General features: G+C 52.8%; 12 protein-coding genes, 2 pseudogenes and 1 CRISPR repeat array. Of the genes and pseudogenes, 7 read left to right on the top strand and 7 right to left on the bottom strand.

Annotated elements, in window-relative coordinates; genetic code table 11:
• Positions 1-8: 8 nt before the first annotated feature.
• The 3 genes from IGR76_01605 to IGR76_01595 all read right to left on the bottom strand — a co-directional run bounded on the left by IGR76_01605 (position 9) and on the right by IGR76_01595 (position 1,486).
• Positions 9-215, bottom strand: coding sequence for a hypothetical protein (locus IGR76_01605; protein ID MBF2077233.1), 207 nt, complete (start codon positions 213-215; stop codon positions 9-11).
• 47 nt (positions 216-262) lie between these two features.
• Positions 263-853 carry a DUF3177 family protein gene (locus tag IGR76_01600; GenBank protein MBF2077232.1) on the bottom strand — a complete coding sequence of 197 codons (591 nt, stop codon included), beginning with the start codon at positions 851-853 and terminating at the stop codon, positions 263-265.
• 69 nt (positions 854-922) lie between these two features.
• The gene (locus IGR76_01595) at positions 923-1,486 is read right to left on the bottom strand and encodes a hypothetical protein (GenBank protein ID MBF2077231.1); all 564 of its coding nucleotides are present in this window, start codon (positions 1,484-1,486) and stop codon (positions 923-925) included.
• A gap of 685 nt (positions 1,487-2,171) precedes the next feature.
• Here IGR76_01595 and IGR76_01590 point away from each other — a divergent pair.
• Positions 2,172-2,912 carry a DUF561 domain-containing protein gene (locus IGR76_01590; protein ID MBF2077230.1) on the top strand — a complete coding sequence of 247 codons (741 nt, stop codon included), beginning with the start codon at positions 2,172-2,174 and terminating at the stop codon, positions 2,910-2,912.
• A gap of 215 nt (positions 2,913-3,127) precedes the next feature.
• On the opposite strand, the pseudogene IGR76_01585 reads toward IGR76_01590, so the two are convergent.
• Both IGR76_01585 and IGR76_01580 read right to left on the bottom strand, forming a co-directional pair.
• Positions 3,128-3,589: pseudogene (locus IGR76_01585) on the bottom strand (Rieske (2Fe-2S) protein).
• Positions 3,590-3,808: 219 nt separating this feature from the next.
• The gene (locus IGR76_01580; GenBank protein ID MBF2077229.1) at positions 3,809-4,195 is read right to left on the bottom strand and encodes a hypothetical protein; all 387 of its coding nucleotides are present in this window, start codon (positions 4,193-4,195) and stop codon (positions 3,809-3,811) included.
• 215 nt (positions 4,196-4,410) lie between these two features.
• Here IGR76_01580 and IGR76_01575 point away from each other — a divergent pair, with 215 nt between their 5' ends.
• Entirely contained in the window at positions 4,411-4,677 is a 267-nt protein-coding gene (locus IGR76_01575) for a peptidoglycan-binding protein (GenBank protein ID MBF2077228.1), read from the top strand.
• Positions 4,678-4,813: 136 nt separating this feature from the next.
• Here IGR76_01575 and IGR76_01570 read toward each other — a convergent pair whose 3' ends face one another.
• Positions 4,814-5,071, bottom strand: coding sequence for a hypothetical protein (locus tag IGR76_01570; GenBank protein MBF2077227.1), 258 nt, complete (start codon positions 5,069-5,071; stop codon positions 4,814-4,816).
• Positions 5,072-5,178: 107 nt separating this feature from the next.
• On the opposite strand from IGR76_01570, the gene IGR76_01565 reads away from it, so the two are divergent.
• Positions 5,179-5,496: a hypothetical protein gene (locus tag IGR76_01565; protein ID MBF2077226.1), complete on the top strand. Its 318-nt coding sequence runs from the start codon at positions 5,179-5,181 to the stop codon at positions 5,494-5,496.
• On the opposite strand, the gene IGR76_01560 is transcribed toward IGR76_01565, so the two are convergent.
• Positions 5,485-6,018, bottom strand: coding sequence for a DoxX family protein (locus IGR76_01560; GenBank protein MBF2077225.1), 534 nt, complete (start codon positions 6,016-6,018; stop codon positions 5,485-5,487). The two genes, IGR76_01565 and IGR76_01560, sit on opposite strands and share 12 nt — an antisense overlap.
• 319 nt (positions 6,019-6,337) lie before the next feature.
• On the opposite strand from IGR76_01560, the pseudogene cobA reads away from it, so the two are divergent.
• From cobA to sir, 4 genes and pseudogenes are all read left to right on the top strand, one after another.
• Positions 6,338-7,889: pseudogene (cobA, locus tag IGR76_01555) on the top strand (uroporphyrinogen-III C-methyltransferase).
• A 39-nt stretch (positions 7,890-7,928) separates the two neighbouring features.
• On the top strand, positions 7,929-8,582 hold the full coding sequence (locus tag IGR76_01550; protein ID MBF2077224.1) for a dephospho-CoA kinase: 654 nt from the start codon (positions 7,929-7,931) through the stop codon (positions 8,580-8,582).
• Positions 8,583-8,673: 91 nt separating this feature from the next.
• On the top strand, positions 8,674-9,237 hold the full coding sequence (locus IGR76_01545; protein ID MBF2077223.1) for a hypothetical protein: 564 nt from the start codon (positions 8,674-8,676) through the stop codon (positions 9,235-9,237).
• Between the two features lie 171 nt (positions 9,238-9,408).
• The gene (gene sir / locus IGR76_01540; protein ID MBF2077222.1) at positions 9,409-11,325 is read left to right on the top strand and encodes a sulfite reductase, ferredoxin dependent; all 1,917 of its coding nucleotides are present in this window, start codon (positions 9,409-9,411) and stop codon (positions 11,323-11,325) included.
• A gap of 468 nt (positions 11,326-11,793) precedes the next feature.
• A CRISPR array of direct repeats spans positions 11,794-12,429; the repeat unit is 37 nt; unit sequence GTTTCCGTCCCCTTGCGGGGAAAGGGGGGTGTCGAAC.
• Positions 12,430-12,517: the final 88 nt, after the last annotated feature.

Raw genomic sequence — 12,517 nt, 5'->3', positions numbered from 1 at the left:
ACTGAAATTTACCATGCCTCTCCTGCCCGCAACCCCTCTTTCATGCAACAACGCCTGTGATAACTGAAATTTACCATGCCTCTCCTGCCCGCAACCCCTCTTTCATGCAACAACGCCATTTCATCCCGTTCTCCGGCAATGTCTGCGGTGACCAGCAACACTTCTTGCGGATGCTTGAGGGTATATTGCTCTAGACGGTAGCCGATAGAACTCATGGGTTGCTTCTGCCTTGGGCGATCGCTCTCCATACACTCAATCTCTATCAATTTTGAATCGCTGAACGTCCTTGCTTATTCAGACGAAAGACCACAAAGTTCGCCAGGTACAGCACATAAATGATGAGGCCGAGAATGCCCAAAAAGCCCCAAAATCCGGGTGTATAACCGAGGAAATAAGCTTTGAATAGCTTGGGCGGATCGAGCCAAACCTGACAAAATGGGGTTTGAAATAACGATTTTGAGAAGGCGCAACGCAGGACAAAGAGTTGGGCGATCGCGCCCAGACCGAAATAGATGCTGGTTGCCCATCGCCATGAGGTGAACGCCAGCTTCAAGGGTCTGCGGGACTGATCGTCAATCTCTTCGTTGAGATCGACCCAGAACCAAAGAGCGATCGGAATCAAAATGTGCGCCGCTAGCGCCGGGATAAAGCTCATCGGCAAGTTCGCAATCATCAAAAACACCGTAATCGCCAGCAAGCTTGCCACTCGCCAATAAATAATCAGGAGTTGAACAATAGCGTCGGATTGTTTGACGGTTGCCCAAATGAGGATGATCAACGGTAGCACCACTGCAAAGAGTACGGCTAGCCGATAATCCATCCACACAAGCGATTGCAAAAGGTCTTGACTCATAGAGATACTGCGAAATACAACCCCCCTACTACGTTAGCAGGCTTGGGAAAACTCGACGCACGATTCTTCCTAATCCGCTTCGTCCCAAAGCCGCTCGAGCTGGTATCGCCATGCGTCTAAAATGGCTTGCCGATCGGCGGCGGGTTGCTGCATCGAACCCATGATCCCTTCTGCGTAGAATCGCTCTAAGGTTTGCAGGGTGGTTTCAAGGGACTGTCCCTGACGTTTGGCAGCGGCGATGATTTGGCGAATTTGCTGTTCTGTAAACGTGTTAAAACTGTTTGTTAATCCTTGGGACTTCAGGAGCAGGAGGCGGGCGATCGCCCCTTGGAAGTCGTCTACCGTCAGAGACTCTCGGTTGTGTTGAAAAACGCCCCACAGGACATCTTGATGGAGGGCATACCGTACCTCTTGGGTTTCATCAAAATTGGCTGTGAGCAGTTGCTCCAAAAAGGGTTGGGCATCACTGAGGGGGGCAATGGGGAGTAAGACCCGGAGCCAAGATTGATCATCCGATAGGAGCACCAGAATTCGTGCGTTTTCAGTTTCGACTTGCCATGATTGGGTATCGATACGCTGTACATTTGAGCCAAATAGGGCAGATAGACATTCGGTAATATCAGTGTTTGTCATAAAAATAGGGCATATAAGGGCTAAACGGATGACTAGGTCAGAAACCCCACTGTTTATCCTAGCGTTTCGTGCGTGTTAGGCTGAAATGCCAACATCGGGAGATATCGAGGGGGCATATAAGGCGTTTTGAACGACGGGAGGAGGCAACGGTCTTAACCACACTTGTAAACAAATGCAATGTTTTTGGCAAAAATTAAGCTTTTCTTCAGAAAGGCTGGAGGGGTGCATCACTGGACGTGTGGGCGATCGCCTGCAAGATGTGAGTACAAGTCTAAGGACTATTGCGATTGCATTCAGGGAAGTTCGCTAGGATTGAGATAAGTTCGTGAGTACACATTCAATGCCCACTGCGCCGCGACCTCAGCCAACGCCTCTTCATGACTAGGGTTGAGGGGGGTAAGCGACGCGATCCCACCATATTGATAGCTCAGGCATCAGGGTGGATTGGGGCTGAAGTGATTTGACTTCGAAGTCAACGTGTTTATGCCCTCCAACCATCTGACACAGCACCGTGTTCAGGTGAGCTTAAGTCTTCGATGGAGTATCCTGCGTCGGAGGCTTTTTTGTTGCACCATGCTAAAACTATCGCGTACTGACGGCATAGGAGCATTTCCGAGGGGATAGGTGGTGAAAGTCTGCTGTCAATGGCAAAATAGCCATACATCATGCAGAGGTAATAACGATTATGACGATGTCCGCACTCCACACTGCACTGCAAAACCGCCGCGCCCTGAAAGTGATTAGTGGTCTTACCAATTTTGACGCTGTCCGGGTTGCTGCCGTGGTCAAAGCGGCTGACCAAGGGGGAGCGACCTTTGTGGATATTGCAGCCGATGCCGACTTGGTTCGCATGGCGCGTCAGCTCACCCATTTGCCCATTTGCGTATCTGCGGTCGAGCCAGAACTATTTGTGCCTGCCGTAGAAGCCGGAGCTGACCTCATCGAGATCGGAAACTTTGATGCGTTTTATGCCCAAGGTCGCCGCTTCGAAGCTCCAGAAGTGCTAGAACTGACCCAGAAAACGCGATCGCTCCTGCCGAACATTCTGCTGTCTGTTACCGTTCCCCACATTTTGGAACTGGATCAGCAAGTGCAGTTGGCCGAAGACCTTGTGCGTGCTGGAGCCGACATCATCCAGACCGAAGGAGGCACCAGCAGCCAACCCCAGCACCCTGGAACCCTGGGATTGATCGAGAAAGCGTCCCCCACCCTGGCAGCGTCCTATGAAATTGCCCGTGCGGTTGAGGTTCCCGTCCTGTGCGCGTCTGGATTGTCGAACGTCACGATTCCAATGGCGATCGCCGCTGGAGCTTCTGGGGTCGGTGTGGGTTCTGCGATCAACCAACTCAACAGCGAAGTCGCCATGGTTGCCGTGGTTCGCAGCCTCGTGGAAGCGCTGGAGTCTGCACCTATTCGCGTGGGTTAGTTCCTATCCGTGAATTGTTAGAGGAGATTTTGAGAGTCTATCTATGAACCTCAAATCATATATATCTCTCTAACGAACCAGCGATCGCTCTCTATGGGCGATCGCTCTCTCTAGAGATCTACGACTTCTTCTTTGTCTTCCAAAAGTAGCCTATGGGTTTCATATAAGAAGTCGCAGATCTGATTTGCCTCTATTTTTCTAAAAGGCGACTCTCTCTAAGACACACGCTGTGTTTGCTCGACCTCACCGTGGACTTTGAGCAACGCCGCTATTTTTTTGCGAACCAGAATGCCAGGGCGATCGGTCAACATATGTTCTTCCCGGTTCAGCGTTAGGGGTACATCGTAATCCGTAGACTCCAAAATGCGTTTATCTTCTAGGGTTACGGCTCGGTCAAAGGCGATTACATCCCTGGTTTTGGTATCTGCCTCAGTGTCGTTGCGGAGACAAACTTGCACCATCTGCGAGGTGGAATCATTAATGGGGGTCATGGTGTTCACGATAATGTGAACCAACCCATTGGGATAGTTGATCTGCAGCTTCACGGTCAAGGGCATAAACCAATCCATGTCCAGCGTACGAAACGTTTGCCCCTCTACCATCTTTAGATTTTGCTGCTGGAGGTCTGGATTCACCACACCCAGCACGCCCGTTGCTCGCAGTCCCCACTCCGTTTCTTCATATACCAAGATCAGCTTTTAGATCTTCAAAATTACGAAGCGGTGCTGATGTTCCGGGATAAAGCGTAGCAGATCTAACGCACCAAGATGGGCGATCGCACTACGAAAGGTCTACGGGTGGACGTGCGGCGATCAAGGCTATCAAAATAAATGGGGTGCAGAACTCCTTGCACCCCGCGCATACCATAGGCTGAACGAGCTTACTTATAGGGTCTCCTAGCGAACAGGGCCGTTGTAGACCACCGAAACATCCCAAGTCGTGCGATTGACTAACACTTCTGTTTCCACATCCAGAACGTTCGATGCAGGCGCACCTCCACGGAAGATAAAGGTCCAGGTGCCGTCACCGTTATCGGTGTAGGGAGAATCAGCGGCAGGGCCATGCATCGATGGTTCTGCCCAGTAGGAGTTGATGCCACCGTTTACGCGTTCTCCGGCTTGACGAGCCAGGTTTTTAGCGCGGCTCAAGTCGGTAATGTAATCAACCCGTTCATCAAAGGTCATGCCTGTCATAGGGTCGGAGGTCGATTGGGCAAACGCCACAACGGGCACTCCGACCACACAGGCCAGCGTCAAAATAGCAGTCATTGAAAACGTTTTCATGGGTATCTCCAAAGGATATGGTGAATAGACATGCGTCTTCAGGGAAGGTGACGCTTTCTGTAGCTACATAGTGCCTGCAACCGGATCAGGATGACTCACCCAAACGGATGAACCGGATAGCATGGTGGGTATCCACTGATGTGGGGAAGTGATTTGCCGCAAGGTCGCCTAGGGTAGAAGTATCCCAACCAGGACATTTGGGGAACTGTCACACCATGTCTAACACCCTATTCTCTCGCTACTACTCTTCCTTCCTTCCCACGCTAGCCCTGGGCGATCGCAACTTCTCTGTGATTATGCTGCAAAAGGCGCTGTATTTGACCGGATATTACCAAGATGTGATTGACGGCATTTTTGGAGCGACGACCTTGGCTGCCGTTCAAGCCTTCCAAACAGCTCGCAATCTCACGGCAGATGGCGTTGTTAGCCTCACCACCTGGGAGCAGATTAGCCAAGACGCGGAACTGGATCAGATCTACTAACCTCGTTTATGAACCTCGACTAAATCGCAACACGCTGTCCAGCCCTGCTTCCCGATCAGCAAACCAAGCACGGACGCTACATCACCGCACGCGCTCACCCTTAGTGTTACGTTTCATCGCGAAATTCAAAGCAAGATTACAGGTTAGAGACTCCGTACATCGCCCCAAAATCAAGGCCAGCCATCCGTTTCAGGCTGTTTTCCCACTCTTTTGCCGAATGGGCAGTCGTTAAATCTTCTTGCGGGCTTAGCGATCTCCTAAGTCCTCTACGGTTCAATAAAAGTAAGCTCTTCCAGTTAGCGAAGCGACCATCATCCATGGACTGACCTTCGGTTTTGTAGGGAATCAAGATGGATGTGTTGACTTGCTTTCTGCATGGAGCGATCGCCAGCATGGTCAACTACGCCATTAGGGACGTTTCTGCTGCGAAATCTCACCTCGATCTTCGAGGTTTAACGCTTCCAATAACGAATTGTTTACAAAATCTGAACGTAATGTCCTATGCAGTGGAAATCTCAGCTTAGTAAACTCATTCTCAGCTTCTATCGGGAAGATCCCGATCAGCTTCACAAAATCCAATGCCTGAGTAATTGCAAGCTATTCCGTCGATGGAGAGTGCTTCGCATTCACTGCTACACCGAAGAGGATGCGAATGCCCTTACCCAGGCGAGTGCAATTTTAAGTCAGCCTGTCGCCCTGCTCAAGTTAGCGCGCCACATCAAGATTTTTCTTGACGGCGAACCCGTTGCGGCGATCGACATTCAAAGCTATCGTTTGCCTGCACAGCATCAAGGCGACGATGCAGACCTATTGCTGTGAGGTCACTTCGGGATTGCTGTACGCTTTCTCCAACGCATTGATCTGCTGGTCTTGCTGAGTTTGTAAGTTCAAGCCAAGCTGTCCTGCCAGCAGAGCGTCAAGTGAAAATAGACCCGCGCCATTGACAAGATAGAACAAGAAGCAAGCGGCATAGAGAGCCGATAGTTCTAAATAGGGAATGCTAAACCCTGCCACCAGGACGTGGTGGTACATCGCCACAAGCATGGTTCCAAAAAGTCCTGCGGCGGCAGGTCGTGTCAGAAATCCAAGGATCAGAAGCGGCGCACCAATCAATTCGGTGTAGGCGGCAACGTAGCTAAAAAAGATCGGAAACGGTAGACCGATCACTTCTACGTATGCCTGGGCAAAGCTTTCAATGTTCGACAATTTATCTAAGCCGTTGTGGATCATCACAGTTCCCGCGACGACGCGCAGCACTAGCCATGCAAGTTGGGAGGGATAGTTGGCAGCGAGGTTGGGTCTGAGAACCGCCGTTAAAAATCCAACGGACTTCTGAATCATAGCCATGACGCAACGTTACTCCTGAGCAAAGTGTAAAACTGAGTGTACTTTCATTAAATATCATAACGGTTCTTAATAAGAAAGATAATATTTGAGCGGTGGAAATTTTCAGGCGATCGCCCGCCAGAAAAGCTTTTGAACAGTATGTTTTGCTACAAAAAACTGGATTAAAAGAATCTCTGATGACTAAATGATGCTGAGGATTGCTGTAAATCTATTGCGAAACATTGCAATATCCTTAGGGAGATAGCCCTGTAGACTAAACCCTAGGAGCGGTAGCAAACGATAGGCCGACAGGGATTAGCAGCAGTGATGAGCAATGGATAGCGGCAGGAGCGGCAAAGTATTTTTGGTGGGGGCTGGCCCAGGAGCCATTGACCATCTCACGCTTCGTGCCCAGAACTGTCTGACGCGAGCCGATGTTTTGGTGTACGACGCCTTGGTCGATGAACGGCTCTTGCAGTGGGTGCCGTCCCATTGCGAGATTATTCAGGTCGGCAAGCGAGGCGGGCTACCCAGTACCCCCCAATCTGACATCAATGCTCTTTTGGTTGAGCACTGTCGGCAGGGACGGTTAGTTGTCCGGCTGAAAAGCGGTGATCCCTTTATCTTTGGGCGGGCGGCTAGCGAGATTCAGGCCTTGAAAGCGTCGGGCTGTGATTTTGAAGTGGTGCCGGGACTGTCTTCGGCACTGGCCGCCCCTACCCTGGTGGGGATTCCCCTAACCGATCCGGTGATGGGGCGCAGTTTTGCTGTGGTGACGGCCCATGACCTGGATGCCTTGAATTGGGAGGCGCTAGCCCAGTTGGATACGCTGGTCATTCTAATGGGGGCTCGGCAGGTTCCAGAGATTGTGGACATTCTGCTGGATCGAGGGCGATCGCCCAGGACGGCGATCGCCATTATTCGCTGGGCTGGGCATCCCCAGCAGCAACTTTGGGTAGGCACCTTAGAAACCATCGTGCAGCAAACCCATCGCCTCTCCCTGTCTCCCGCTGTGATTGTGGTGGGCGATGTGGTGAAGCTGCGTCCCTTTTTGCAACCTTTGGAATATTTGGAATAGAGTAACGGTGAGTAATCAGGCTTTACAGGGAAAAACAATTGTGGTGACCCGATCGGCGGGACAGTCCAGCCAGTTCACCACCCTACTGCAATCCCATGGTGCCATGGTGCTGGAAATGCCCGCGATCGCCATTACGCCGCCCTCCAGTTGGGAGGCTTTAGATGGGGCGATCGCCCAGTTAGAGACCTTTGATTGGCTGATCTTGACCTCTAGCAATGGGGTTGACTATTTTTTTGAGCGGGTAGAGGCTGCCGGATTGGCCGACGCTGCATTGCAGTCCGTCAAGATTGCGGTGGTGGGCAAAAAGACGGCTCAGGTTCTGCAGCAACGGGGCATCACCCCCGATTTTATGCCCCCCAATTTTGTGGCGGATTCCCTCGTTGAGCATTTCCCTGGACGAGACACCCTCGCCGGAACCAAGGTTCTGTTTCCACGGGTGGAGTCGGGAGGACGGGATGTGCTGGTTCGAGAGCTAACCGATCTGGGCGTTCAGGTCACCGAAGTTCCGGCCTACGAGTCTGGGTGTGTGAAAACGATGGACTCAGCAGTACAGCAGGCTCTCCGCAGCGGCCAGGTTGATGCGATTACCTTTGCCAGTTCTAAAACGGTTCAATGCGTGGCGGGGCTTCTGGCTCAGTGGGGCGATCGCGCGATCGCCATTCCCAACTGGGATCAGATCTGTCTGGCGTCCATTGGCCCCCAAACCTCCATGGCCTGTCGCAATCATCTCGGACGAGTCACCCTGGAAGCGGCAGAATATACCCTGGAGGGACTGACTCAAGCCCTGATTCAGTGGGCATCTGCCTAGTGCAACTGCATCGAGAACCCATCAGGTGTCATAACAGCTATGGAGCAAACTCTTTCATCGTCCCCTGCCCCCCAACGTATTATTGGCCTCACTGGGGGGATTGGCATGGGCAAAAGCACGGTATCCCACTATGTCGAAACGATGCGCCACATTCCGGTTCTAGATGCCGATGTGTACGCCCGTGAAGCGGTTCAACCCGGATCGCCCGTGCTGGAGGATATCATCGATCGCTACGGATCGGGCATTCTGCAACGGGATGGACAGGTGGATCGGCGGCGACTGGGTGAAATTGTGTTTAGTACGCCCGCCGAACTGCACTGGCTAGAAACGCGGATTCATCCCATCGTGCGCGATCGCCTCCAGCAGGAAATTGAACGCCTAGATCCTGACCATACTCCTGTGATCATGTTGGTGATTCCGCTCCTGTTTGAGGCGCGGATGACTGATCTCGTCAATGAAGTCTGGGTTGTGTATTGCAGTCCTCAGCAACAGCTTGAACGCATCATGATGCGCGATCATCTTCCCAAGGAGCAGGCTCAGGCGCGCATCCGTAGCCAGCTCTCCATTGAGAGAAAGCTGAGCAAGGCAGATGTCCGCTTGGACAATTCTAGCAGCGCAGAATTTCTATTTAGGCAAGTAGACGCCGCATTGAACAATCCACGCTACTGGGCAAACCCCGAATCTTACCCATGAACCAGCAGATGCGGATGTTACCCATTGACACAGAGGAACCGTCCTATGCAAAGCTGGTTTGGTGAGCTAAGTGCCGACAGGAAGAGAACGCATGGTCGCAACGTTACAACAAATTGCAAAATACCTGGATCGTTCAGGGTGGAACTACGACGTAGATGAGGATGAGGGGCGGATTCTCACGGGGGTTTACTCCGAGAATCTGGAGGATTTTTTGATTGTGATCCAGCTCGATGAAGACGGGCGCTTTTTTAAGCTGTTTGCCCCGCGAGTTTTGGATGGCATCCAAGACCATCCCCACAAGGCCGCCATTTTGCAAACGATGCTCAGTATCTCCTGGGAAACGAAAATGCTCCAATGGGAATATGATCCGGCGGATGGTGAAATTCGGGCGATTATTGAATTTCCCTTGGAAGATTCTACCCTCACCGAAAAGCAGTTTAATCGCTGCCTGCATGGGCTGATCCAAATCGTGGATGAGGTAGCGATGCCGCGCCTGCTGTCCGTGATGGAAACCGGGGCTGATCCTGGCGATCTGGAAATGGGCGAACGCCTCCTACTGACCCTCCAAGAAGAAGCGCCGGGGTTGCTGGAACTGCTGGAAAAAGCCATGGAAGCCCGCAAGCAACGGGGACGATTTCCAGAGACAGAGCTGTAACTCCGGAAGACACTCAGGTTTGGCGATCGCAATTTTATCGGTTTTTGATAACCTTTCCCCCGGTGCGATCGTCGGTGCGGGTGGTATGATCGGAGTGCGAATTCACCCAAAAACCGACCGGATTACCGGGGATAATTCTTAACATTTCGATCCGCTTATTTACACTGCCTCATGGTTCATACTCCTGCAAAGCCAACCGACGTCCGCAAAGTGTCCAAAGTAGAAGGTCTCAAAGAGCGCAGCAACGGTCTGCGTGAGCCTGTCGCCACTGAACTCCTGCAAGATACGACCCACTTCAGTGAGGATGCCATTCAGATCCTCAAGTTTCACGGTTCCTACCAGCAAGACAACCGCGATAACCGGGTTAAAGGTCAGGAAAAAGACTATCAGTTCATGCTGCGCACCCGGAATCCCGGTGGGTTCATCCCTGCCCCCCTATTCCTCGCCCTCGATCGCCTTTCCGAAGAGTACGGCAACCACACCCTCCGCGCCACGACCCGTCAAGGCTTCCAAATTCACGGCATTCTCAAAAAGAACCTCAAAACCGTTATTGCCGACATCGTCAAGCACATGGGGTCTACTCTGGGAGCTTGCGGCGATCTTAACCGCAACGTCATGGCTCCCCCTGCGCCCTACCGGAATCGCTCGGAGTATGGGTACGCCCGCGACTATGCCGATCGCATTGCCGATCTGCTGACCCCCCGTACCGGAGCCTACTACGAAATTTGGCTCGATGGTGAGAAAGCGGTGACCTCAGAAGTTCACCCCGAGGTGGAAGCGGCACTCCAGCGGAATGGTAACGGCACCATTATTCACGACAGCGAAGAACCGCTCTACGGCACCCACTACATGCCGCGTAAGTTCAAGTGCTGTGTGACGGTTCCGGGCGATAACTCGGTGGATCTCTATTCCCAGGACGTCAGCCTGGTGGTGATCACCAACGCCGCCGGGGAACTGGAAGGATTTAACGTCCTGGCGGGAGGCGGCCTGGGACGTACCCATAATAAAGAGGAAACCTTTGCCCGCTTGGCAGACCCGATCGGCTACGTGGATAAGGCGGATGTCTATGACGTGATGAAGGCGATTTTGGCGACCCAGCGCGACTATGGCGATCGCTTGAATCGTCGGCATGCCCGGATGAAATACCTCCTCCACGACTGGGGGGTAGACAAGTTCCGGCAGGTCGTTGAGGGTTATTTTGGCAAGCCGCTGAAACCCTTCAAATCCCTGCCTCCCTTTGAGTATCGCGATTATGTGGGGTGGGATGAGCAAGGCGACGGCAAGCTCTTCCTCGGTCTATCGGTAGAGAATGGTCGCGTCAAAGATGAAGGCGACTTCAAGCTGAAAACGGCGCTCCGTGAGATTGTGCAGCGTTACGAAGTGCCGATGCGTCTGACGGCGAATCAGGATATCGTGCTGTACGAGATCGAGCCTGCCTGGAAAGACGATATCCAAGCCATTCTGGATCGGTGTGGCATTACGCGCGCGGAGGATTTGGATGCCCTCACTCGCCACACGATGGCCTGTCCGGCTCTACCCACCTGCGGGTTAGCCATTACCGAATCGGAGCGGGCTATTCCCGGCATCGTAGACCGTATTCGCGCTCTGTTGAACAAGGTTGGCTTGGAGGGTGAGCATTTCATCATTCGGATGACGGGATGTCCTAACGGGTGCGCGCGTCCGTACCTGGCAGAGCTGGGCTTTGTGGGACAGTCGCCCGGGGCCTATCAGATCTGGCTGGGCGCAAGCCCCAACCAATCGCGCTTGTCGGAGATCTACATGAACAACATGGCGATCGCCGATCTGGAGAAAACCCTGGAGCCGCTGTTTGTCTTGTTCAAACGTCAGCGGAAGAAAGGCAAACATCCAGAAAGCTTTGGTGATTTTTGCCATCGGGTCGGGTTTGAGGCATTGCGCGAGTTCTCGGCCTCCTACGTGCCCTCGGCCTCGAAAAACCGTGGATCTCGCCATCGTCTGGGGGTGCGAGAAGAGGTGTATGACAAGCTGAAGGCGGCGGCGGCGGCGGAAGGTAAGTCGATGACGGAATTGGTGAATCTGGCGATTGAGGCGTATTTGCGCGATCGCTAGTTCACGGGATTCAAGGCTTGGCTCTATCCAGACTAGATACCGACAACGATAGAGAGAGGGCGATCGCTCGTACTGCTGTTTGGAGGCACATCGGGCGATCGCCGTTTACGTTGGTTTTGGGATTGGCGCTAGTCATACTGAATCCGATTCGCAACGTAGCACTAGTTCAGAGCGTCCTCCCAACCTCCCCTCCCCTGTGGGAAGTCGCTTCATGTCTAGGGCAAGGGGAGGTGTCGTCAGGTGGTGGGGTGAAGTGTCTCCCTATCGCAGGATTCTGTATCATCGGCTTTTGCTACCCGAAGTCAAAGATTTGGGGAGATTGGTGGTGCGCCGGAGTTTGCCTGCACCGGGGCTGCACATGGTGGAGCCGTTGGTCTTTTTTGATCATCCGTCGTCATCCCACAATTCTAAGAGTTCAGAATCTGCACCCAGGAGGCGCGCGATCGCTCAATCAGCAGCAGATTTTAAGTTTCCGTCCCCTTGCGGGGAAAGGGGGGTGTCGAACTGTTGTCGGGTCGTCAATTGAGCTCCGGCGAAATTGACGTTTCCGTCCCCTTGCGGGGAAAGGGGGGTGTCGAACCGAAATTAGGATTTACTGCTCAGACGTGTCCGTGGCGTGTTTCCGTCCCCTTGCGGGGAAAGGGGGGTGTCGAACCCTTTCGATACCAAGTAGCACATGGTACCGTATCCTTTGTTTCCGTCCCCTTGCGGGGAAAGGGGGGTGTCGAACCATATTTTCGTGGATCTTCAAACAATTTATCGAGAGTTTCCGTCCCCTTGCGGGGAAAGGGGGGTGTCGAACGCCAGATCTGCGGCTTCTTCAGCATCAAGCTGTTTAAGCGTTTCCGTCCCCTTGCGGGGAAAGGGGGGTGTCGAACCTTACTCGAAAGCACACGCTTTGCAAGAACTCAACGGTTTCCGTCCCCTTGCGGGGAAAGGGGGGTGTCGAACGCCAAAAAGCGAAAATAGCCCTCGAAACAGGTCAACCTGTTTCCGTCCCCTTGCGGGGAAAGGGGGGTGTCGAACCGTGATTTTTTGGTAATATCCCATACGACAAATATTTAGGTGTTTTCGTCCCCTTGCGGGGAAAGGGGGGTGTCGAACGTTTTTGAAAATCTCGGAATCGATAGTAATGACCGGCGTTGTTGCATGAAAGAGGGGTTGCGGGCAGGAGAGGCATGGTAAATTTCAG

It is taken from the genome of Synechococcales cyanobacterium T60_A2020_003 (genome assembly GCA_015272205.1).
Lineage (GTDB): Bacteria > Cyanobacteriota > Cyanobacteriia > RECH01 > RECH01 > JACYMB01.
Note: the sequence above shows the minus strand (reverse complement) of the source record. Positions and strands in the feature narration are given on the sequence as shown.

Excerpts from the sequence above, each read along its gene's own strand:
- IGR76_01545 (MBF2077223.1), top strand. The coding sequence starts at position 8,674 with ATGGTCGCAACGTTACAACAAATTGCAAAATACCTGGATCGTTCAGGG.
- sir (MBF2077222.1), top strand. The coding sequence starts at position 9,409 with ATGGTTCATACTCCTGCAAAGCCAACCGACGTCCGCAAAGTGTCCAAA.
- IGR76_01575 (MBF2077228.1), top strand. The coding sequence starts at position 4,411 with ATGTCTAACACCCTATTCTCTCGCTACTACTCTTCCTTCCTTCCCACG.
- IGR76_01595 (MBF2077231.1), bottom strand. The coding sequence starts at position 1,486 with ATGACAAACACTGATATTACCGAATGTCTATCTGCCCTATTTGGCTCA.
- IGR76_01570 (MBF2077227.1), bottom strand. The coding sequence starts at position 5,071 with ATGCTGGCGATCGCTCCATGCAGAAAGCAAGTCAACACATCCATCTTG.
- IGR76_01580 (MBF2077229.1), bottom strand. The coding sequence starts at position 4,195 with ATGAAAACGTTTTCAATGACTGCTATTTTGACGCTGGCCTGTGTGGTC.
- IGR76_01600 (MBF2077232.1), bottom strand. The coding sequence starts at position 853 with ATGAGTCAAGACCTTTTGCAATCGCTTGTGTGGATGGATTATCGGCTA.
- IGR76_01560 (MBF2077225.1), bottom strand. The coding sequence starts at position 6,018 with ATGATTCAGAAGTCCGTTGGATTTTTAACGGCGGTTCTCAGACCCAAC.
- IGR76_01590 (MBF2077230.1), top strand. The coding sequence starts at position 2,172 with ATGACGATGTCCGCACTCCACACTGCACTGCAAAACCGCCGCGCCCTG.
- IGR76_01565 (MBF2077226.1), top strand. The coding sequence starts at position 5,179 with ATGCAGTGGAAATCTCAGCTTAGTAAACTCATTCTCAGCTTCTATCGG.
- IGR76_01605 (MBF2077233.1), bottom strand. The coding sequence starts at position 215 with ATGAGTTCTATCGGCTACCGTCTAGAGCAATATACCCTCAAGCATCCG.
- IGR76_01550 (MBF2077224.1), top strand. The coding sequence starts at position 7,929 with ATGGAGCAAACTCTTTCATCGTCCCCTGCCCCCCAACGTATTATTGGC.